Origin of the sequence: Pyramidobacter sp. YE332 (assembly GCF_033060595.1) — a bacterium.
In the GTDB taxonomy this organism is placed as follows: Bacteria; Synergistota; Synergistia; order Synergistales; family Dethiosulfovibrionaceae; genus Pyramidobacter.
The window spans coordinates 1,516,745-1,537,480 of record NZ_CP133038.1 but is presented as its reverse complement, the minus strand read 5'-3'; the positions used below and the strand labels follow the sequence as shown (position 1 = coordinate 1,537,480).

The window sequence follows — 20,736 nt, the reverse complement described above, 5'->3', positions numbered from 1 at the left end:
TACGGAGGAGTTCAGTCGCTCAGGACTCCCTTGACCGCTGCGCGGTCTGCACAGCTCGCTTTGTGAATCTCCCCCGTAGCACCTCTGCATTCGGCATTTTAATTGAGAAATAGTATCAGACCGTCGGCGGTCGCCGTAGGGGTATTCTCCATTGAGGAGGGAGGTGCCTCGCCTTGTTAATAGTGACGTAAATGTCACTATATGATATGATGACGTCACTTTATAACGGCGAGGGAAGCGGGAATGAATCTGGGAAAAGAAACGGAAACGTTGGAATTCAAAAAGACAACTGCCGAGATCCGAGAGGCGATGATTTCTATTTCGTCTATTTTGAATAAACACGGGATAGGAACCCTTTATTTTGGGATCAAACCGAATGGTGATGTGAGCGGGCAGGCCGTTTCGGAATCGTCGCTTCGTGATGTTTCGAGAATGGTATACGAAAGCATCAGACCTCAGATATATCCTGCTATAAACGAAACGGTTCTTGACGGAAGGCATGTAATCAAAATCGAATTTAATGGCAGTAATGTCCCATATTCTGCGTTTGGGCGTTATTACCTCCGAACTGCTGATGAAGATCGTGAGGTGGTGCCGGAAGCGCTGAAGTCCTTCTTTGTATCAAATGAATATAAGGAAAAGTGGGAGAAAACACCGTCTTTGGCGACATCCAAGCAAATTGACAAAACGGCAATCAGAGCTTTTTGGCAAAAAGCTGTTTCGGCGGGGAGAATACCGGAGGGAAAATATACATGTCCAATCGTTCTGAAGAGGTGCGGCTTGCTGGATGACGATCATTTGAATAACGCTGGAGAATGCCTTTTCGGAAATACGCATCCGGTCACATTGAAAACTGCTGTATTTGCTACGGATGAAAAGCTTACTTTTATTGATATGAAGCTCTATGAAGACAATATATATAATTTGCTGAAGATATCTGAAGATTATATTTTGAAGAATGTCCGATGGAGAAGCGAAATCATCGGGACAGAAAGAGAGGAAATCCCGGAGATCCCTGTTGCGGTCATTAGAGAGGCATTGGCTAACAGTTTTGCACATGCAGTATATAACGAATCCACAAATCATGAAATATGCATCCACCCAGGGAAGATAACAATCTATAGTCCCGGACGATATGCAAGCCGTTATAAACCGGAGGATTACATTAAAAGGAATGTAGAGTCAGAGATACGTAACCCTCTTATTTCGAAAGTTCTGTATCTGAATAAGTCTATTGAGCAATTCGGAAGCGGCTTTAAGCGAATAAACAGTCTTTGCAAGGATGCGGCTATTCGATATTCGTATGAGACAGGCGAAAGCGGATTTAAGTTTATTATTTACAGACCAGCGTTTCAAAGTGACATTCAGAATGTCACTTTTAATGTCACTTTAAAGGGGACGGAAGTGGCTGTGCTGGCTATATTGAAAAACAAGCCGGATTCAACCCGGGACGAGATGGCTGAGAAGATATCAAAAACAGTCAGAACAGTTCAGCGTACGCTGGATTCGTTGAGAGAGAAAGGCTATATTCGAAGACTTGGCTCCAGGCGTGACGGCACGTGGGAAGTTATCGAAAAATAGAGAAATGTTTGCTGCAGTTCTCAGAACAGGGCATAATAAAATCCATCGAGTGGGTCTCGCCGCGGTCGTAAAACTTCTTGGTGCTCCTCTTTTCCCTACTCGACAATAATCCGATAAAACGAGCATGCGGCATATCCATCATTTCCCTTTCGATCAACTCTGCTGATGAGATTGCGAGGGAGGAATGACTGGGTATGCCTATCTTAGGGCTTGTTTAAAAAACGTCAAAGTTGCCTAAATCGATCCAATCGCTTAAACTTTTCTCATGGAAGAGAGAAGATATGAACTGACCTCCAGCGAGTGGAATCGAATCAAGAGAATGCTGCCGCCCGAACACCCGAAATCAGGTCAACGTGGACGCCCGGCAAAATACGATAACCGCAGGATCATCAATGGGATTCTGTGGCTTGCCAGAAGTGGAGCGCCATGGAGAGATCTTCCGGAGCGTTACGGCAAATGGCAGGCAGTTTACGCACGTTTCAGGCTGTGGAAACAGCGGGGAATATTCGAGGCGATCTTTGCCGCCCTAAGCGCTGATGCCGACATGGAAAATCTCTCTATCGACTCCACGTCCTGCAAAGTACATCAAAGTGCCAACGGGAGAGGGAAAACCCCGGAAGGGGGAAAAAAGGGGCTCAAGCGATTGGCATGTCCAGAGGCGGCAAGAATACGAAAATTCATGCGATAGTAGATGGTTTAGGCAATCCGCTGGCGCTCCTGCTCAGTCCCGGCAATGACCACGATTCCCGCCATGCCGTGTCCTTGCTCGGGCAAGCGGAAATCAGAGGGAGCAACGTCATCGGCGATAAGGCTTACGGTTCGCAAGCCATCAGAGAGTACATTACTTCTCGGGAGGGAAGTTACACTATCCCGCCGAAGAGCGATAATCCCGAACCGTGGTTTATAGATGAGCATGTTTACAAGGAACGACACTTGGTTGAATGTTTCTTTCAGAAAATCAAATGGTTCCGTAGAATTTTCACCCGCTATGACAAACTTGACGCTTCGTTTTTCGCTTTTGTTCTTGTCGCTGCCAGTGTTATTTTATTGAAATAATACAAGCTGAAATGTTTTTTAAACAAGCCCTAATATGAGTAGACTCGTTGGAGGAGGTGAACATCTTCAGTTCGACGCGTGTCCCCCCAACGTTTATTATAGAGCCGAAATGAGATTTCTCACCGAAAGCCGGCGGAGGCTTTGCGACCCCGACGGCAGTCCGGGATAAACGACGTTGCGCCCGTCGCGTTTTGAACTGTTCCTTCAAAACATGACGGGCGCAACGTCGTTTTTTATGAGCCCCTTCGATACTTTTATCGCAGCGACTTCTTCGTCCAGTTCCAGGAATCGCGGCACATGTCGTCGAGCGATTTCTGCGCCTTCCAGCTCAGCAGGCGCTCGGCTTTCGAGGCGTCGGCCCAGCACACGGCGATGTCGCCGGCGCGGCGCGATCGCGTAAGGGATTTTAATGCCGTTGACCCGTTCGAACGAACGGATCAGATCCATCACGCTGCTGCCGCGCCCCGTGCCGAGATTGAATACCTCGGCCCCTTGGTGCGAGGCGGCGTAAGCCAGCGCCGCCGCATGCCCTTTGGCGAGATCGACCACGTGGATGTAGTCGCGCACCCCCGTGCCGTCGGGCGTGGGGTAGTCGTCGCCGAAAACGCGCAGCTGCGGCAGCTTGCCCGCCGCCACCTGGCACAGATACGGCATCAGATTGTTGGGGATCCCCTGCGGCTGTTCGCCGATCAGCCCCGACTCGTGCGCGCCGATCGGGTTGAAGTAACGCAGCAGCACCGCCGACACCTCAGCGTCCGCGGCAGCCGCGTCGCGCAGGATCTGCTCGATCATGAACTTCGTCCAGCCGTAGGGATTCGTGCAGCCGCTCGATCACCGAAGCCGAGCTGTTGCTCAGATCGTCGGCGATCACCACGCCGTGCCCCGCCGCGATCAGTTCGACCGCCGTATGCGACCCGATAAAACCGGCCCCGCCGGTAAGCAAAACGTTCATGGTGTTTTCTTCCCTGAGAAAGCGTCAGCTGTAACGCACAATGTGAACTCTGGCTTCTGTGAGAAAATTATACACTGAATCAGTTATTTTTTACTGACGCTGAGAAAAGCTCGCGGCGTTCTTTTCGGTTTTGCTCGGAGGCGCTTTCATGGTGCAGTACTGCCCGAGATCCTTCTTTTGCCAACAGCTTCGCCAAGGTCTTTTTTAATGCGTTTTTGCGTTGGAAAATTTGATGCTAACGCAAAATGTGTGTTAGAATTGCGATGGAGGTGTTGAAATGCTGCCCAATAAAGAAACGTTGACAATAGAGTTCAAAAGCGATCAGAAGAAGTTGCCGGACGCCGATGTTTTTGAAGCGGTCGTGGCGTTCGCCAATACGGAAGGCGGCGATCTTTATCTTGGCATCGAAGATTCGGGAGAAATAACGGGCGTTCATGAAGCGCATCGGAACGTGACGACGGTCAGCGCTTTTATTGCGAACAATACCGTACCACCTGTCTCTGTCAGGGCGGAAATCGTCGGCGATACGAAACCCGTGCTAAAAATATCGGTGCCGAAGTCATTCGGCGGAATTGTTGCGACCGCATCCGGAAAAGTTCTTCACCGGCGGCTCAAAGCCAACGGAGAACCCGAAAACGTGGCGATGTATCCTTATGAATTCGCGACGCGGCTCTCTGATTTACGTCTGCTCGATTATTCTGCCATGCCCTTGTTCCAAAGCAGCATCAAAGATTTCGATCCCCTGGAGACAGAACGCCTCAAGCGATCGATCTCGTCCTTTAGCGGAGACAAGACGCTGTTGGAACTGGCGGACGAAGACCTGTACAAGGCGTTGGGATTGGTTCGGGAACAGAACGGCGTCCTGTGTCCCACGGTCACGGGTATTCTCCTGATCGGAAAGTTGGAAGCCATTCAGCGCTTTGTGCCGACGCATGCCGCTGTATTTCAGGTGTTGGAAGGAACTGAAGTCCGTCGTAACGATGATTACGTATTGCCGATTTTATCGACAATAGAGAAACTCTATAACGGTTTGGAAGCTCGAAATCCCGATCGGGAACTCGACATAGGATTCTTCAGACTCTCCATTCCGGAATTCGATAAAAGAGCGGTCAGAGAAGCCGTCGTCAACGCCTTCAGCCATAGAGACTACGCCAAAAGCGGCAGGGTCCGGGTCGCATTGAGCGATGAAGGATTGACGGTCGCCAATCCCGGCGGATTTGTCGAAGGCGTCTCCATAAACAATTTGCTCACGGCCGAGCCGCATGGGAGAAACCTTCTGTTAGCGGACGCGCTGAAACGTATCGGTTTGGCAGAACGGACAGGAAGGGGGATCGACCGGATCTTCGAAGGCTCGTTGCTCTATGGCAAGCCGTTGCCCGATTATTCTGCGTCGACCTCGGCGACGGTATCCTTGTTTATTCCGCGGGGAGAGCCCGACAGACGGATCGCGGAGCTGATCGCGAAGGAACAGAACAGATCGGGACGCCCTCTTTCGCTCAACGCTCTGCTGATCCTGAACGTCTTGAAGGATAGTCCGAAGTCGACAGTCAAACGGCTGGCACAAGAGATAAATATTCCAGAAAACACAATAAAAGTTATTCTGGATTCAATGACAGCGACCGGACTTGTCGAGGAATATGGCAGCGGTAGAACCGGCACCTATGCGATTCGTTTTAAAGCGTATGCCACGAAGACGGGTAAAATCGAAGACGTGCGCCGAGCTGACGGAGACAAGACGAAGTATCATGAATCGATTGCGGAATTCGCCAAAGGCAACGACTTTATTTCCCGGTCAGACGTCATGCAGCTACTGCATGTCAGCGCTTCCCAGGCGTACATTCTCCTGAAGGCTCTTGTGGCGCGAGGGCTTCTGGAACCGGTGAACAAAGGCCGCTACGCAAAATACCGCTATGTTGGGCGGTGAGCGTTTGGGGCTCGTAACGGCTCTATACGTCACAAAAAGAGGTCGCCTCGATTGACTTTCGAGACGGCCTCTTCGTGTTCTCGACGAACTCTTTCGCTGATCCTACAGCAGCGACTTCTTCGTCCAGTTCCAGGAATCGCGGCACATGTCGTCGAGCGATTTCCGCGCCTTCCAGCCCAGCAGGCGCTCGGCTTTCGAGGCGTCGGCCCAGCACGCGGCGATGTCGCCGGCGCGGCGCGGCGCGATCGCGTAAGGGATTTTAATGCCGTTGACCCGTTCGAACGAACGGATCAGATCCATCACGCTGCTGCCGCGCCCCGTGCCGAGATTGAATACCTCGGCCCCTTGGTGCGAGGCGGCGTAAGCCAGCGCCGCCGCATGCCCTTTGGCGAGATCGACCACGTGGATGTAGTCGCGCACCCCCGTGCCGTCGGGCGTGGGGTAGTCGTCGCCGAAAACGCGCAGCTGCGGCAGCTTGCCCGCCGCCACCTGGCACAGATACGGCATCAGATTGTTGGGGATCCCCTGCGGCTGCTCGCCGATCAGCCCCGACTCGTGCGCGCCGATCGGGTTGAAGTAACGCAGCAGCACCGCCGACACCTCCGCGTCCGCGGCGGCCGCGTCGCGCAGGATCTGCTCGATCATGAACTTCGTCCAGCCGTAGGGATTCGTGCAACCGCCGGTCGGCATCTCCTCCGTGAACGGAACGGAGTTCGTCATCCCGTACACCGTGGCCGACGAGCTGAAGATGAAGCGCCTGCAGCCGTGCGCCGCCATCACTTCCAGCAGCGCCAGCGTCGTGTCCAGATTGTTGCGGTAGTAAAGCAGCGGCTTGGCCACCGATTCGCCCACCGCCTTCAGCCCCGCGAAGTGGATCACCGCGTCGAGATCGTGCTCCGCAAAGAGACGTTCCAGCGCCGCCGTGTCGGCCACGTCGATTTGGTAAAACGGCACGCGCACGCCCGTGATCCGTTCCAGCCGCTCGATCACCGAAGCCGAGCTGTTGCTCAGATCGTCGGCGATCACCACGCCGTGCCCCGCCGCGATCAGTTCGACCGCCGTATGCGACCCGATAAAACCGGCCCCGCCGGTAAGCAAAACGTTCATGGTCGTTCCCTCCAATAAAAGATTGCCAGCCGCCACACATCACGTAAATTTCGGCCGCTGCCATAAAATTATACACTGAAATAATTACACGACGGCCGTTGCTTTTTTTTGTTGAGCAGAATACAATAATTATGTGATAATAATACACGTAAACATCAATAATAATGTGAGGTGTGCTGCATATGGAACGAGTGATTTTAAAACAATTGCTGGAATGGAAGCATTCACCTTACCGTAAACCTTTAATCTTAAAAGGTGTTCGCCAAGTAGGCAAGACATGGATTCTCAAAGAATTTGGCACACGATACTATGAAAACGTTGCTTATTTCAATTTCGACGAGAACGAAGAATACAAAGAGTTCTTTGAAACGACAAAGGACGTCGATCGTATCTTGCAAAATTTGATGCTGGCCAGCGGTCAGAAGATCACGCCTGAAAAGACCCTCGTCATTTTTGACGAGGTACAAGACTGCCCCAAGGTCATCAATTCCATGAAATATTTCTGCGAAAATGCACCGCGATACCACGTCGCCTGTGCCGGTTCTCTGCTGGGGATCCCCTTGGCCAAACCTTCATCGTTCCCCGTGGGCAAGGTCAATTTTATGCAGATTGATCCCATGACCTTTGCAGAGTTCCTGCTCGCCAACGACGACGAGAATTTAGCAAGGTATCTGGACAGTGTGAACATTATTGAGCCAATCCCCGACGCCTTCTTTAATCCTCTTTATGAAAAACTCAAAATGTACTACGTGACCGGCGGCATGCCGGAATCCGTTCTGATGTGGACAGAAGCGCGAGATGTATCCGCTATGCAGGAAGCCCTGTCCGGGATCATCGGCGCCTACGAGCGTGACTTTGCCAAACATCCTAATATCAACGAGTTTCCGAAGATCTCTATGATCTGGAAGTCTATACCGTCCCAGCTGGCGAGGGAAAACAAGAAATTCATCTACAAGGTCGTCAAAGAGGGCGCAAGAGCCCGTGAATACGAGGATGCCCTGCAATGGCTGGTAGATGCCCGTCTGGTGCACAAGGTCTATCGCAGTTCCGCCCCTGGCCTGCCTGTGGCTGCTTACGACGACCTCTCCGCCTTTAAGATTTATTTGGTCGATGTGGGACTGCTTCGCCGTCTTGCGCAGCTGGCTCCTACGGCCTTTGGCGAAGGCAATCGCCTGTTCACCGAGTTCAAAGGCGCACTGACCGAGAACTTTGTGCTTCAGACCTTGGTCACCCAGTTTGAAGTTGTTCCCCGGTATTGGAGCCAGAACAATCCTCCTTATGAGGTGGATTTCCTCATTCAAAGAGAGAACGACGTTTTCCCTGTAGAGGTCAAATCCGAGGCCAACACAGCCGGCAAGAGCCTCAAGAAATTCAAGGAACTGTTCCCGGATCAGGTGAAGCTCCGTGTGCGGTTCTCTCTGGATAATCTGAAACTGGACGATGATATGCTGAATATCCCGCTGTTCATGGCAGACCAAACGGATCGGCTGATTGGCTTGGCATTGGAGCAGCGCCAGAGCTCGTAGGCACAATGGGCTCTATGGAAAATCGTGGATGTTCAATGCCGCAGACGTAATGTATTTATCGAACCGGAAGAGGGAAGCGTTTCCGCTCCATTGGACAATTTTTCTTTGATCCTGAATTATTGTCCAGTATAACTGGCCGGTTTTAAAATATCGAACTGTAATGTTCATACTGTTTCTTGATAAAAAATATTAATATAATTTGCAGGGGGCTGCGAGGGAGGTCATGCGATCAGAACCAACCTGACCTCTGCACAGGCCGTGCCGCCGTCTGCAGGCGACGCAGCCGGTGCTTGACTGGGTTGTTGTACAAACGAGTATGAGCCGCTCAATGACGCAACGCTTCTTCGTTCCCTAGCATTGAGATACATCTTCAAAAGAAGTCGAGACTGAATAGTGCGTTGTATTGACAGTGCACATCTATCACACTATAATTCGAGACGAAAAGGAGCTGATGATCATGGCGACAACCAACGTCACCGTAAGAATGGACGAAAAACTGAAAGCCGATTTCGAAGAAATGCTCGCCGATTTCGGGTTGAATACGTCGGTGGCCATTAACATCTTCGCGCGTCAGGTCGTATACGAGCGGCGAATCCCGTTCACCATCGCGCGCGACCGTCCCAACGCCGCGACGCGCGCGGCCATGGAAGACACCCGCGCGCGCCGCGGCCTGAGCAAGACCTTCTCGTCCGTGAAAGACCTGATGGCCGATCTCGATGCTTAATCTCAGATATCAGTCTGCCTTCAAGCGCGACTACAAGCGTATCCGCAAACGGGGGTACGATATTCGACGGCTGGAAAACATCATCGAGATGCTCGCAAAGGAGCAGGCGCTCCCCAAAGAGTGCCGCGACCACGATTTGGGCGGCAATTGGTCGGGGTTCCGCGAGTGCCATATCGAGCCGGACTGGCTGGCCGCACCGGTTCGCACAGCGATCCGTTCGCATAATCAAAGGAGCCACTGATAAATCGCAGTGAGAGGGGCGGTGGAAAGAATTTCTGCCTGTAGGGCGTAACTGTCTCCGTTTACCGGAGACGCTGCCTTTCGACGGCAGTTTGAGGGCATATTTTGCCTATGGAATGGACAATTCATTTGACTATCAGGTTATTCATTTGGAAGTCAAGTTCCCGTTCAGGGGGAAATAATCAACGGCTCCTTTATTCTGCGTGTACGTTGTGTTTTAATACTGGAGAAAAATTACCAAAGGACAGCAAAAAGGCCGTTTCGATTGACTTTTGAGACGGTCTCTTTTTATAAATGTACCGTGCTGCGTATAGACACAGCGTAAAATTGTTCCTTCACCATCAACCGCAGAAAATGTGTTAAAATCGCGTTGGCTCTGCGCTGGAATTGCGATGAAGGTTGAAATCCTGCCCCATAAAGAAACGCTGACAGTGGAGTACAAAAGATCAAACGGTAAAAACAAGGCGCCGCAACGCGTATTAAAGCGTTGCGGCGCCTTGTTCATACCGGCTCGTGTTTGTCGGTTTTATTGTCTTCCCACGTCTGGCGTCATTCACCCGCTCGATCACCGAAGCCGAACTGTTGCTCAGATCGTCGGCGATCACCACGCCGTGCCTCGCCGCGATCAGTTCGACCGCCGTATGCGACCCGATAAAACCGGCCCCGCCGGTAAGGAGATCGTTCATGGTCGTTTCCTCCTCAAGAGATTCTTAACCGTAAAACGTCACGCGCCCCCTGACTTTCGATATAAATTATACACTGGATTGGAACTTTTTCACCGGTGCCGAAGAAAGCGGACTCATGACGTTCTTTTCGGCTTCACTCCGAGATCTCTCATGTCCTACCGCTCACTCTTCCTGCACCGGCTCTCGGTTCAGATTTCTCGCTTTTTTCAAAAGATGGCGGGCTATCCACGGTTCGGCATACAAGGAACCGCTGGAAATCGTCTTGACCAAACCTTCATCGCTCCCTGTGGGCGCAGATGGCGGGAATCGAAATCTGCGCGCTGTAATTTCATGCGAAATCTCGCTGTCAGGATATCAGGTTGTCAAGGAAGTCTTGGCTGCTTGACGATCAGCTCGATTCGTGCGTGCCAATCGAGTTGAAGTAACGCGGCAGCTCCGCGTCCGTCGCGTCGCGCGGGTTCTGCTCGATCATGAACTTCGTCCAGCCGTAGAGATTCGTGCAGCCGCTGGCCGGGATGTCCGCGGTGAACGGAACGGAGTTCATCATTCCGTATATTGTGGTCGGCGAAGTGAAGATGAAACGATGAAATCGCCTATAGCCGTACGTCGCCGTGACTGCCTGCAGCGCCAGCGTCGTGTCCGGATTGTTGCGGCAGCAGGGCGGCGGCTTGGCAACCGATTCGCCTGCCGTAAGACGCGCGCTAGGCTTGTGTTGGGATTGTGTCAAAAGAGTACTTGTAAAGAAACGACGACGGCAGAACGTCCTTGGAACAAATATCCCAGACGAGACGGGTGGGGGCTTGGCATCTTCAGTTTTGCTGGCGTGGTATGGGGGCTTCCCTTCATCGGTAAAACGCGCTCATTCTTTTCGCGCTTCTCAGCGCCCTCTGGGAACGCAGTTCTAACGCAAGAAATGTGTTAGAATTGTGCTGGAAGTGCGTTAGTGTTCAGGCGATATTACACGCTGACTGTGAAAACGCCATCCGGCTCAACGGCGGGGGAAATATTTACGGCAAACGAAAGGCGCTATATCATATACGAAAAGAGCGTGTTATCTTAAATGGCAGTCTACGACTTTCTCATTGTCGGCGCTGGTTTTTATGGGGCAGTTTTCGCCCATTATGCAGCGTCGGCCGGCAAAAAATGTCTTGTAATAGATAAGAAGAATCATATCGGCGGCGCTGCTTTCTGTGAAAAGCAGTCGGCGATAACGGTGCATAAATACGGACCGCACATATTTCATACAGACAGAGAAAAGATCTGGCAGTTTATTATGCGCTTCGCTAAGTTTAACAATTTCGTTAATTCGCCGCTGGCACGCAACGGCAATGAAATCTACAATCTGCCGTTCAATATGAATACGTACAATAAGTTGTGGGGGGTTATTACTCCAAAAGAAGCAAAAGAAAAGATCGCTGAACAGACGCGTCCATACAGAACAAAAAAGCCTTCGAATCTTGAAGAAAAGGCGCTTTCGCTCGTCGGCCCGGACATATACGAGAAGCTAATAAAGAACTACACGGAAAAACAGTGGGGACGCCGTTGCTCTGAGCTGCCTCCTGCAATAATAAACAGACTCCCACTGCGCTTTAACTATGACAACAACTATTTCAACGACGTTTATCAAGGCATACCTGCGGGCGGCTATAATGGGATATTTGAAAAACTGCTGAAAGGGTGCGAACTTCAGCTTTCAACCGATTTTTTCTCCACAAAAAAACTCGTATCGCTGGCGGATAGCGTTGTCTACACAGGTATGATCGACGAATACTTTGATTACAGATACGGCGCGCTGGAATACAGAACATTAACCTTTGTTACAGAGGAAATCAACACTGAGAACTTCCAGGGAAATGCCGTTGTAAACTACACCGACGCTGAAACGCCCTATACAAGGATTGTAGAGCATAAGCATTTTGCATTCGGCAAACAACCGACGACAGTAATCACCAGAGAATACCCCGGAGAATGGCAAGCGGGCAGAGAGCCACTCTACCCTGTGAACGATACCTCAAACAACGAACTTTATAAGCGCTATCGCCAGCTTGCGGAAAGGGAGAAAAACGTCATATTCGGCGGGCGACTTGCAGAATACAGATATTATAATATGGACGAAGTTATACACAGCGCAATGCAGACCGCTGAAAAAATATTTTCTCTTCGGAGAGGCAAAAGGTCATAAAATGTGCGAGGAAAATAAAATCGTTACATTTATAGTCCCTGCCTATAACTCCGAAGGCTTCCTTACAAAATGCCTTTCCTCTTTCGTCTCTTCGGGCGGCGCGGATAAGAGGATCGAAGTGATCATCGTCAACGACGGTTCAAAAGATAAAACAAAAGACATTGCCGAGGGATTCGTACGCCGTTACCCGAATATTTTCAAGTTGATAAACAAAAAAAACGGAGGGCACGGATCGGCGATAAACATTGCCGTGCCTGTTGCGTCGGGGAAATATGTTAAGGTCGTCGATTCAGACGATTGGATAGTGACGGACAACCTTGAAAGTTATGTTTCTCAGCTTAGTACCTCAAGCGCCGACGTCGTAATTACTCACTTTCATACGATCAATGTGCGCTCCGGCAGGGGTACCGCGATAAAATCGTCCGGCATACGTTATGGCAGAAACTATTCTTTGGAAGAACTGATGGACGCAGGCAAAGGCGCCTTAAGCTGCTGCATGTTTCACGGTATCACCTACAAAACAGATTTTTACCGTGCCTGCGGAATAACGTTAAGCGAAGGAATTTCATACGAAGATCAAGAGTACTGCACCTTGCCTTTTATGAAAGCCAAAACGATAATGTTTTTTGACTTGTTTCTCTACGAATATCTCATAGGCAACGTAAGCCAGAGCATGTCCGACAGCAACCAGGTTGCGCGCGCGCCGCAGCTTGAACAGGTTTATTGGAAAATATCCGATGCGTATCTGAAGCATGAAAACATGCGGGGTGCGTCGAAAAGATATTTTTTATATAAAATGGCGGAAACGCTGCAAAATTACTGTGTCACCATGCTGATTCGGAACAAGGATAGGAAACACGGCAGAGCAGAAGCGCAGCGCGTCAAAATGAAGAGCGTTCAGATCGTCCCGGAAATACTGAAATTGGTCGAGCCGAGATACCGGATTCTACTTTCGATGCATTTTCTGCATATATCGCCTCGTCATTTGGAGTGGCTCAAGAATTCCCCTCTCTATATCTGGCTGAGAAAGACCATACGCAGGAAGGACCTTTGTTAAATGACGGAATAAAATTTTCATCGTTTGGGAATTTGGAAACGCAGGGGCCAGGGCCGAGGGGCGGTCAAAACTGAACCGCGCGCGCCGGAGCGAGGCAGGGTTGCAGCCCAGGAATGAGGTTAAGTCACAATGTCTGATAGCGTATTAGTAAGCGTGATTGTTATGTCATATAATCAAGAGCAGTTTATTGAGCAGGCGGTTTCCAGTATCCTAATGCAGCGCACAAATTTTCCTTATGAGATCCTCGTTGGAGATGACGCGTCTATCGACGGCACGCCCGAAATATTGAAGTCACTGCAAAGAAAATATCCCGAGAAAATTCGACTTTTTCTAAGGGAACATAATCTGGGCGCGACAAGAAACGCGTATGAACTCTCCATGCGCGCCGGGGGAGCCTATATCGCCGTTTGTGAAGGCGACGACTATTGGACGTCAAAGGATAAGCTGCAGACGCAGGTTGATTTTCTTGAAAAGAACCCTTCTTTCATCGGCTGCTCTCATGACTACGTTGCCGTCGATCAAAACGGGGCGCCGTTAAGACGGCAGCGCTTACGTTGGATCAGCGGCAAATCCCGGTACACCCTGAAGGATTTTCAGGGCGTCATGCTGCCGGGGCAGGCGGCGACTATTGTAAAGCGTAATATTTACGCCGACAGATCCCAGGACTACTCTATCTGCTATAAAGCCCACCGGCAGATCAGCGATCGAACGGTGATATTGATTTGCGCCGCCAAGGGCGATTTTTATCATTTTAAAGAAAAAATGAGTTGCTACCGCCGATATAAAAAATCCGGAAATTTAACGGCGGCAATGTACAATTCTTCGCTGGAAAACATGAGGCGGGAACTTGCCTATACTCGTACGCTGGAAAACTACGCCGCTTCAGTATTAAAGGTCGACGCCGGTTTTCGCGCCCACAGGAAAGAGCTGTTTGTTTCTGCGGTTTTACATTACTTGAAGACGGGAGTTAAAGGCTGGCGTTGCCTGGCATGGGAGATTCTCGAACTGGAGAACAGAAAATGGGAATTTTTCCTCTGCATCCCCATGATCTGTGTAAAAAAAATATACTATTGGCTCTTTTATCTTGACTAAGGGTGAGGGCAGAATGGGACTGTTTGATGGAAAACGGCTGTTGCTTTTAGGTACGTCCGTTGCATCTGTTAGCATGGTTCGCTATGCGCGGCAGGAAGGCGCGTATGTGATCGTCACCGACAACCTGGCGCCTGAGCGGTCGGAGGCAAAGCAGATTTGCGACGAATGTGCTGCGGTCAGTACGCGGGATGTTGGCGCTCTATGTGATTTTGCCCGGGAAAAGAGCATCGACGGCATTTTTTGCGGCGTCAGCGAGGGGAATTTAATAACCCTTCAGGCAGTATGCGAAAAACTGGGGTTGCCTTGTTACTTCACGAAAAAGCAGTGGGATGCCTTTCAGAATAAAAAGACCTTTAAAGACCTGTGCGTAAAACATGGCGTTCCGGTACCGCGGGAATATGCCGTCGGCGCGGACGGCGACAAAGAGTGGGCTAAACGTGTGAATTACCCCGTCATTGTAAAGCCTGTAGACGGTTTCGCCGCCCGCGGCGTTACCATCTGCCGCGGAGAGGGCGAATTGGAACCGGCGGTTCGTCGCGCCCGGGAGAATTCCCCAAGCGGTTCTGTGATCGTGGAAGATTATGTGACCGGCACGGAAATCACCTCGGTTTATACTATCAAGGGCGGGGAAGTGAGCCTGTCCATACTGCGCGATCGGTACCCTTCGCTGGATCACACTGGAGTAACGGCGCAGTTTGACGCCAGTATTGCCCCGTCGCAGTTTTATGAGCAATATAAAAAACAGGTTGATCCGGCGATCAAAAAGATGCTGAAGAGCGCCGGCGCCTACGCCGGGACTGTGTTTTTTCAAGGCATTGCCACCGAGAAGGGGATCTACATTTTTGAGTGTGGATATCGCATTCCCGCGCTGTGCGATTACTATTACCTGGATGCGGTTAACGGTATCAACTATATGAAAATGGCCGTTGAATATGCGCTGACAGGCACGTCGGATCATGGCGATCTCGGCAGGGACAATCCGAACCCCGATTGTTTCTGCTGCGCGTTCAATATGACGGCCCACGCCGGCGTCATCGGGAGTCTCAGCGGCCTGGAGAAAGTACGGAAAATCCCGGGAGTCTGTTATGCGGAGTTTTTGCTGCCTGTCGGCTCTGAAGTTGTGGAAAACAATTCCATGGCGCAGTCAGTCTTCCGCGCCTATATCGCCGCAGACACCTGCGATGAATTGAAGAACGTTATTAAGAAGATTCAGGAGCTTGTCTGCGTCCGCGACGACCGCGGCAATGATATGCTGTTCTTGAAATTCGATACGGAACGCGTTGTGAATTCACTGAATAACTGAGCTTATTCTTGGTGAGGAGAGAACCCCGTGCTTATTATAAAATCGAAAAAAATAGCAGGAGTAAAGTATCAAAAACTAAATCTTTCCGTAGATCATAAGGGGATCAGAGTCATCACGTATAATTGGTTAGATCTGTTCCAGGCCGGAGAGGAAGATATATTTGAAATGATTTACACTAAAAGATGCACGTCTTCCCCCTGTGTCGTCGAAGGTTTGTATTCTATTCCACAGCAAAAAATTCTTTTAAGGTGCTTTCAGGGATGTATGAACTTATTCTTGGCTGATCTCAGAAACAATAGTGAAACTTTTTTAAAAACAGAAAGGTTAAAATTACGTTCTTCTTGGTCGATGGACTCTAATTTATATCAGGGGGGGCTGATTCCCGAAGGCGTTGTTTGGGGTGTGGAACAAGCTGAGCCCAATTCTATATTGCTAATTCAAACTTCAAGGCCTGTTGATTTTGCGCAGGTGCAGATGATTAATCCTTTGGATGAACAACTGGGCACTCTATTCGATGGCATTGAATTTTCTGTTATCGATGCTTTCAGTAGGGAAATGAAAACGGTTCAGGAGTTTCTTGATTTGCGAGCGCAAGATAATAGGGTAGATGAACTAACTGGTCGTTTGAGTGAGGTGCTGGAGAGAAATTAAGCAGTTGTAGTGCTATTATATGTTAAGTCAATGGAGTGAAAAGATGGAATGTTGTAAATCAAAGATTCCTGGAGTTTATCTCTTTTCAGAAAGACCAGAAATAAACAATAATCTTGGTTTTGAAGTATTGTATTCTCATGAAAATATTAGAAATGTAAGTGGGTTAAAGAATGTGTTTTCATATCACTATGAAACAGAATTTATGTTTAAAAATACTCTGCGTGGCTTTTTTATCCAAAATGCTCCATGGACAAACAATCTCCTGATGAAATGCGTAAATGGCTCGTGCAGAGTTATCGTTTTAGATGTAAGAGATACCACGGAAACGTATCAGCATTATACTTCAAGAGATTTGTTGAGTAGTGATGGGAACTTATTGTATGTTCCCATTGGGGTGGCGCATGCCTTTTTATCTCTGGAAGATAACACAAGATTGTATATTTTATCAGATAATATTATTTCAGAGAAAAAGAATATTACAATAAACGTCTTCGAGACTTTAGCAGGAAGCGGGATAATACCAGCGAAAGTTATCTCTTCCGTGGAAACATATAAAGCACCTCGTCTTTCAGAAATAGAGCGTCGATATTGGTAGAGAATCTACAACGTTACGAGAAAATCGATACAATATTCTTATCAGTAAGGAGGCATTGTGTGAATAGTATAGATGCGAGCTTGCCCGACGAGCCTGTAGTTAGTATTGGTATGGCCACATATAATCATGAAAAATACATTGCCCGTGCGATAGAAAGTGTATTGATGCAGGAGGTGACTTTCTCCTATGAACTCGTTATCGCAGAGGATTGCTCTACAGATCATACACGAGAGATCGTCCAGAAGTATCAGAAAAAATATCCAGAGGTAATCCGTCTGATACTGCATGAGAAAAATATTGGAATGCAGAAAAATTCGAATTGTTTGAGACGGGCGTGCCGAGGAAAATATCGCGCCAATCTGGAAGGTGACGATTATTGGCTTTTCAGTGATAAGTTGCAGAAACAGGTTAATTTCTTGGAAGAACATCCCGATTTTATCGCTACGGGGGGCGACTTTGTGTGTGTCAATGATTTTGGTGCTCCCTGTGCATTCCCTTGGGGGAAGCTTAGTGACACTTATTGTCAGGATGATGAATATACTAAAGAGCATTTAGAGAGATGGCTGTTGCCATCTCATATATCAGCAACGCTCTTCAGAAATGTTTTCCGCAATTACAGTGAAGAAGAGCTCCAACAATTTGAGGAAATACAAGTTTTAGGGGATCGGCGTGTGTATATGCTTCTGGTTACGCTCGGCAGGATTCGGCACGAAAAAAAACCCGTTATGGTACGACGGATTTTAACGAAATCCAGTACAAGCTTTACATCAGCCATTAAAAAGACGAATTGGCTGCAAATCAATTTCGACTGGCTATGTGAAGCGGAACGATTTGCGAAAAAACAGCTTCACACATCGTTGGACTTAAGCAAACGCAAAGAGATGTATTGGTTGGGGAGTCTTAGGATGTTTTATTGGCATCCGACTAAGGTTAACTTTGATACTTCATATTATATATTTAAAAACTCTTCGGGCAAAATGCGGTGTATTTTTATTTTTATACGCGCGATACTAAAAAAAGTATCCTGCGTGCTAGAACGAGATGGAATTATTCTCACGCTTAGAAAAGGAGCAAGCGTGTTAAGAGAATATTTGGTCAGTGCTGTCAAATACGCTTTGCAGAAAGAAGACAGTTTGCAAGAGGAAAATCAATCATCGATTGCAACTTCCTTCTCGAAAAAATAAAACAGGTAGCGTCGTTCATGCCGAACATTGGAGTGGGTGAAGTGTGTAAAAACACCGTACTTATTACCGGAGCAAGTGGTTATATCGGGTTGGAGCTAATACGGCAGCTTTTAGAGGAGACGGATTTTAATGTGCTGGCAGTTTCGGGCAACAGTGAAACGATATGGGCTGCGCTGGAAAAGAGAAACGTTGCGCGTTTGCAGTGTGTTGGCAGGAGTGCGGATTTTACTTCAAATATTCCGTGGAAACGTATTAAAGTTGTTGTAAATCTAGCATTTGCTCGCACAGAAATACAGCAAAGCGCATTAGTCGAAACATTGGATTTTCATAAAGAAGTGTTTCTTGCGGTCAAAAAAGCAAGAGTGCCTGCTATTATGAATATTTCCTCGCAAAGTGTATATGGTAGTTCGCCGGGCTTGCATAATGAAAATAGTAAACTGTGCCCTTTGGGAAGTTATGCTTTGGCAAAGTGCGCCAGTGAGATTCTGTTGGAAACGGTTTTTTCTACAGAGTCGGAGACAGCGGCCACGAATATACGCCTCGACAGCATTGCAGGAAATAAAAAACTCCTTCCTACGTTTGTTTGTGCTGGAATCGAAAGAAAAAAATCGAACTTATAGGTGGTAAGCAGCTTTTTTCGCTGCTTGATGTGAGAGACGCCGCATCGGGGCTTGTCGCTCTTTCTCAGACTAAATATTCTCAATGGAAAAAAATCTATAATCTGGGCTGGCACAATAAAGTCTATTCCTTAGTAGAGATAGCCGAACTTACTAAAAGCAGATTGGAAAAGCGGGGGTATTCGGGCATTGATATCTCCCTGCAAAGAAAGGATGACATTCGCACATATGCCGGAATGGACGCGACGAGTTTTTTTCAGGACACGGGGTGGACTCCAAGGTATGATATTGAGGATACTATTGATAAAACGATAGATGAATATATTGATAGTCATAAATGATATGTTGCAATAATGCTTGTAAATCGAACTTTGGGGAAAAATGCGAGTCTATGAATGAATACAAGGAGCCTAGGATTTTTGCTTTAAAGCTTTTTTGTCAGTAACACTTCAACAAGGAATGAATGGAATTAGGGTCATTGTAAAAATCATCGAGGAATACAGGGACAAAGTTTACGCAAAGAACTAGCGTTTTGTGCGAGCCTTTTTATTAAAGCGAGGGTCTTATGAAAATACGGTCGATTGAAGTCTGGCGGCTGGTCTTTGCCATATGTATCGTGTTGTGCCATTCCATGCTGCTCCCAACAAATAAAAACGCTGTGAACTTACACGTCAACTCGTTGGGCGTGGAGTTTTTCTTCGTTTTATCCGGCATTTTGATGGCTCGCTCTGTCTGCCGGAAAAAGGAGCCTTGCATTGCTCTTGGGCAGGAAACGATAGCCTTCTTGGTGCGAAAGATAAAACCCATTTACACAGTCTTTTTCATTACCGCTGTTTTTGAAACGGTGGCGCTCATTTTTCTGCGTTCGGGGTCTGTAACCGCGCTTGGCGGCAGTCTGTGGGACCTGCTGTTTCTGCGCGCCTTTGGCTTTGGCGGGAAATCGAATCTCTTGGTCGGCGCCTCATGGTACTTGTTTGCTTTGTTTCCTGCAATGGGGGCTTTATACCCGCTGCTTAGAAAGCATACCAATATGTTTGTGTACGTGATTGCGCCGTTGGCGGCCTGTTTTGTTTTGGGGTGGTTTTCCCGCGCCTACGGTCACGTTAACTTTGCGATGCACGTTACAGAGAATAAAATGGTTTGTCTTGGATTGCTGCGGGCGGTTGCGGAACTGTGTGCCGGGTGCGCCGCCTATGGGGCGTGCGACTGGCTGAACGGACAGTTCAGCCAGTCGCAGGCAGGGAATCTCTTATTCACGTTACTTGAAGCGGGACCTCTTGTTGGGGTCATCCTCTTTTCCATTTACGGCACGCGGTCTCAAACTGATTTCCTGTGTGTTTTGCTGGTCTGCGTGGGGATCATTGCCGCTTTCAGTGGAAAGAGTCATGCAAACAGAGCGTTAGGCAAAATGGACGATAAATATATTTCTTTTATCTCAAAGTATAGCCTGTGTCTTTATCTGAACCATTACGTCTGGGCGCGGACGCTTCGCGTCTGGAAATTGAATGTATCCTTTGGGGTGGAACTGACCCTCTATCTTGTGCTTTCCGCATTGACCGCTTTGGTCTGTCTTGTCTTGAGCGGCTATGTCGACAAGGCTCTAAAGCGGTTGACCTCTAAAATAATCGGGGCTTAAATGCTTTCTTGACCACAACCGAGAGAATCGCGACTTTTTGAGAAGGAGAACAGGAAAATGTCGAGCGGCAACGCGTTGCCATGTGTTAAAATTATTGAACCCTGTGTCTTTGGCGACAACCGGGGCTGGTTCTTTGAGTCCTATAACAGGAAGAAGATGACGGGTCTGGGGCTGGACATGGAATTTATCCAAGACAACCATTCTCTTTCCGTTCCGAAACATACGGTTCGGGGCATTCATTTTCAAAATAATCCTTATGCGCAGAGCAAGCTGGTTCGCTGTACCCGCGGGAGGATCATGGACTATGCCGTCGATCTCCGGAAAGGTTCGGAAACCTATCTGCAATGGATGGCAGTCGAACTTTCCGCGGAAAATAAAAAGCAGCTGTTTATTCCAAAGGGCTTCGGACACGTTTTTGTCACCTTGGAGGAAAACTGCGAAGTTCAGTACAAAGTTGACAATATTTACTCCAAGGCGAACGAGCGCTCCATTCGTTACGATGACCCGGACATTGGCATTGAGTGGCCCGAAGGAATGAACCCCATCCTTTCGGAAAAAGACGCCAACGCTCCTTACGTGGCGGCGTGCGATTGTAACTTTACAGTTTAGTTAGTAGGGAGGCG

General features: G+C 48.7%; 20 protein-coding genes and 1 pseudogene. 17 read left to right on the top strand and 4 right to left on the bottom strand.

The genetic code is table 11. The annotated features are described in order from the left end of the window. The first annotated feature begins 243 nt into the window (after positions 1-243). A complete protein-coding gene (locus RAH42_RS07275) occupies positions 244-1,581 on the top strand; it encodes an RNA-binding domain-containing protein (RefSeq protein WP_078016918.1) in 1,338 nt (445 codons plus the stop codon). A 265-nt stretch (positions 1,582-1,846) separates the two neighbouring features. Next, positions 1,847-2,637 (top strand): IS5 family transposase gene (locus RAH42_RS07270; RefSeq protein WP_317539161.1). Its coding sequence is split into 2 segments (ribosomal slippage): positions 1,847-2,215 and positions 2,218-2,637, totalling 789 coding nucleotides; the frame shifts between segments, so codons are not numbered across the junction. Positions 2,638-2,891: 254 nt separating this feature from the next. Here RAH42_RS07270 and RAH42_RS07265 read toward each other — a convergent pair. Beyond that, a pseudogene (locus tag RAH42_RS07265) lies at positions 2,892-3,589 on the bottom strand (NAD-dependent epimerase/dehydratase family protein). A 277-nt stretch (positions 3,590-3,866) separates the two neighbouring features. On the opposite strand from RAH42_RS07265, the gene RAH42_RS07255 reads away from it, so the two are divergent. Next, positions 3,867-5,513, top strand: a complete 1,647-nt coding sequence (locus RAH42_RS07255) for an RNA-binding domain-containing protein (protein ID WP_317539158.1) — start codon at positions 3,867-3,869, stop codon at positions 5,511-5,513. 102 nt (positions 5,514-5,615) lie between these two features. Here the strand turns inward: RAH42_RS07255 and galE are convergent, their stop codons facing one another. After that, a complete protein-coding gene (galE, locus tag RAH42_RS07250; protein WP_317539157.1) occupies positions 5,616-6,620 on the bottom strand; it encodes a UDP-glucose 4-epimerase GalE in 1,005 nt (334 codons plus the stop codon). A 182-nt stretch (positions 6,621-6,802) separates the two neighbouring features. Here galE and RAH42_RS07245 point away from each other — a divergent pair, with 182 nt between their 5' ends. The 3 genes from RAH42_RS07245 (at position 6,803) to RAH42_RS07235 (ending at position 9,111) form a co-directional block, all read left to right on the top strand. After that, complete coding sequence (locus RAH42_RS07245; RefSeq protein ID WP_317539156.1) at positions 6,803-8,146, top strand: ATP-binding protein; 1,344 nt, start codon at positions 6,803-6,805, stop codon at positions 8,144-8,146. A 457-nt stretch (positions 8,147-8,603) separates the two neighbouring features. After that, positions 8,604-8,870, top strand: a complete 267-nt coding sequence (locus RAH42_RS07240; protein WP_317539155.1) for a type II toxin-antitoxin system RelB/DinJ family antitoxin — start codon at positions 8,604-8,606, stop codon at positions 8,868-8,870. Further along, complete coding sequence (locus RAH42_RS07235) at positions 8,863-9,111, top strand: type II toxin-antitoxin system YafQ family toxin (RefSeq protein WP_317539154.1); 249 nt, start codon at positions 8,863-8,865, stop codon at positions 9,109-9,111. Before RAH42_RS07240 ends, RAH42_RS07235 begins: the two co-directional genes overlap by 8 nt. A gap of 478 nt (positions 9,112-9,589) precedes the next feature. On the opposite strand, the gene RAH42_RS07230 is transcribed toward RAH42_RS07235, so the two are convergent. Together RAH42_RS07230 and RAH42_RS07225 are read right to left on the bottom strand one after the other, a co-directional pair. After that, entirely contained in the window at positions 9,590-9,796 is a 207-nt protein-coding gene (locus RAH42_RS07230) for an NAD-dependent epimerase/dehydratase family protein (RefSeq protein ID WP_317539153.1), read from the bottom strand. Positions 9,797-10,184: 388 nt separating this feature from the next. Further along, positions 10,185-10,343 carry a hypothetical protein gene (locus RAH42_RS07225; protein ID WP_317539152.1) on the bottom strand — a complete coding sequence of 53 codons (159 nt, stop codon included), beginning with the start codon at positions 10,341-10,343 and terminating at the stop codon, positions 10,185-10,187. A 513-nt stretch (positions 10,344-10,856) separates the two neighbouring features. On the opposite strand from RAH42_RS07225, the gene glf reads away from it, so the two are divergent. The 11 genes from glf (at position 10,857) to rfbC (ending at position 20,722) form a co-directional block, all read left to right on the top strand. Further along, a complete protein-coding gene (glf, locus tag RAH42_RS07220) occupies positions 10,857-11,978 on the top strand; it encodes a UDP-galactopyranose mutase (RefSeq protein ID WP_317539151.1) in 1,122 nt (373 codons plus the stop codon). 1 nt (position 11,979) lies between these two features. Continuing rightward, positions 11,980-13,035: a glycosyltransferase family A protein gene (locus RAH42_RS07215; RefSeq protein ID WP_317539150.1), complete on the top strand. Its 1,056-nt coding sequence runs from the start codon at positions 11,980-11,982 to the stop codon at positions 13,033-13,035. Positions 13,036-13,164: 129 nt separating this feature from the next. After that, positions 13,165-14,127, top strand: coding sequence for a glycosyltransferase (locus RAH42_RS07210; RefSeq protein ID WP_317539149.1), 963 nt, complete (start codon positions 13,165-13,167; stop codon positions 14,125-14,127). A 13-nt stretch (positions 14,128-14,140) separates the two neighbouring features. After that, positions 14,141-15,430, top strand: coding sequence for an ATP-grasp domain-containing protein (locus RAH42_RS07205; protein WP_317539148.1), 1,290 nt, complete (start codon positions 14,141-14,143; stop codon positions 15,428-15,430). Between the two features lie 27 nt (positions 15,431-15,457). Beyond that, positions 15,458-16,081 (top strand): dTDP-4-dehydrorhamnose 3,5-epimerase family protein, encoded by a 624-nt coding sequence (locus tag RAH42_RS07200; RefSeq protein ID WP_317539147.1) that lies wholly within the window; start codon positions 15,458-15,460, stop codon positions 16,079-16,081. A 43-nt stretch (positions 16,082-16,124) separates the two neighbouring features. After that, the gene (locus RAH42_RS07195; RefSeq protein ID WP_317539146.1) at positions 16,125-16,676 is read left to right on the top strand and encodes a dTDP-4-dehydrorhamnose 3,5-epimerase family protein; all 552 of its coding nucleotides are present in this window, start codon (positions 16,125-16,127) and stop codon (positions 16,674-16,676) included. 59 nt (positions 16,677-16,735) lie between these two features. Then, positions 16,736-17,860 carry a glycosyltransferase family 2 protein gene (locus RAH42_RS07190; protein ID WP_317539145.1) on the top strand — a complete coding sequence of 375 codons (1,125 nt, stop codon included), beginning with the start codon at positions 16,736-16,738 and terminating at the stop codon, positions 17,858-17,860. Positions 17,861-17,877: 17 nt separating this feature from the next. Next, the gene (locus RAH42_RS07185; protein WP_317539144.1) at positions 17,878-18,480 is read left to right on the top strand and encodes an NAD-dependent epimerase/dehydratase family protein; all 603 of its coding nucleotides are present in this window, start codon (positions 17,878-17,880) and stop codon (positions 18,478-18,480) included. Then, positions 18,444-18,818, top strand: a complete 375-nt coding sequence (locus RAH42_RS07180; protein ID WP_317539143.1) for an NAD(P)-dependent oxidoreductase — start codon at positions 18,444-18,446, stop codon at positions 18,816-18,818. Before RAH42_RS07185 ends, RAH42_RS07180 begins: the two co-directional genes overlap by 37 nt. A 224-nt stretch (positions 18,819-19,042) precedes the next feature. Then, positions 19,043-20,113, top strand: coding sequence for an acyltransferase (locus RAH42_RS07175; protein WP_317539142.1), 1,071 nt, complete (start codon positions 19,043-19,045; stop codon positions 20,111-20,113). A gap of 57 nt (positions 20,114-20,170) precedes the next feature. After that, complete coding sequence (gene rfbC, locus RAH42_RS07170) at positions 20,171-20,722, top strand: dTDP-4-dehydrorhamnose 3,5-epimerase (RefSeq protein WP_317539141.1); 552 nt, start codon at positions 20,171-20,173, stop codon at positions 20,720-20,722. Positions 20,723-20,736: the final 14 nt, after the last annotated feature.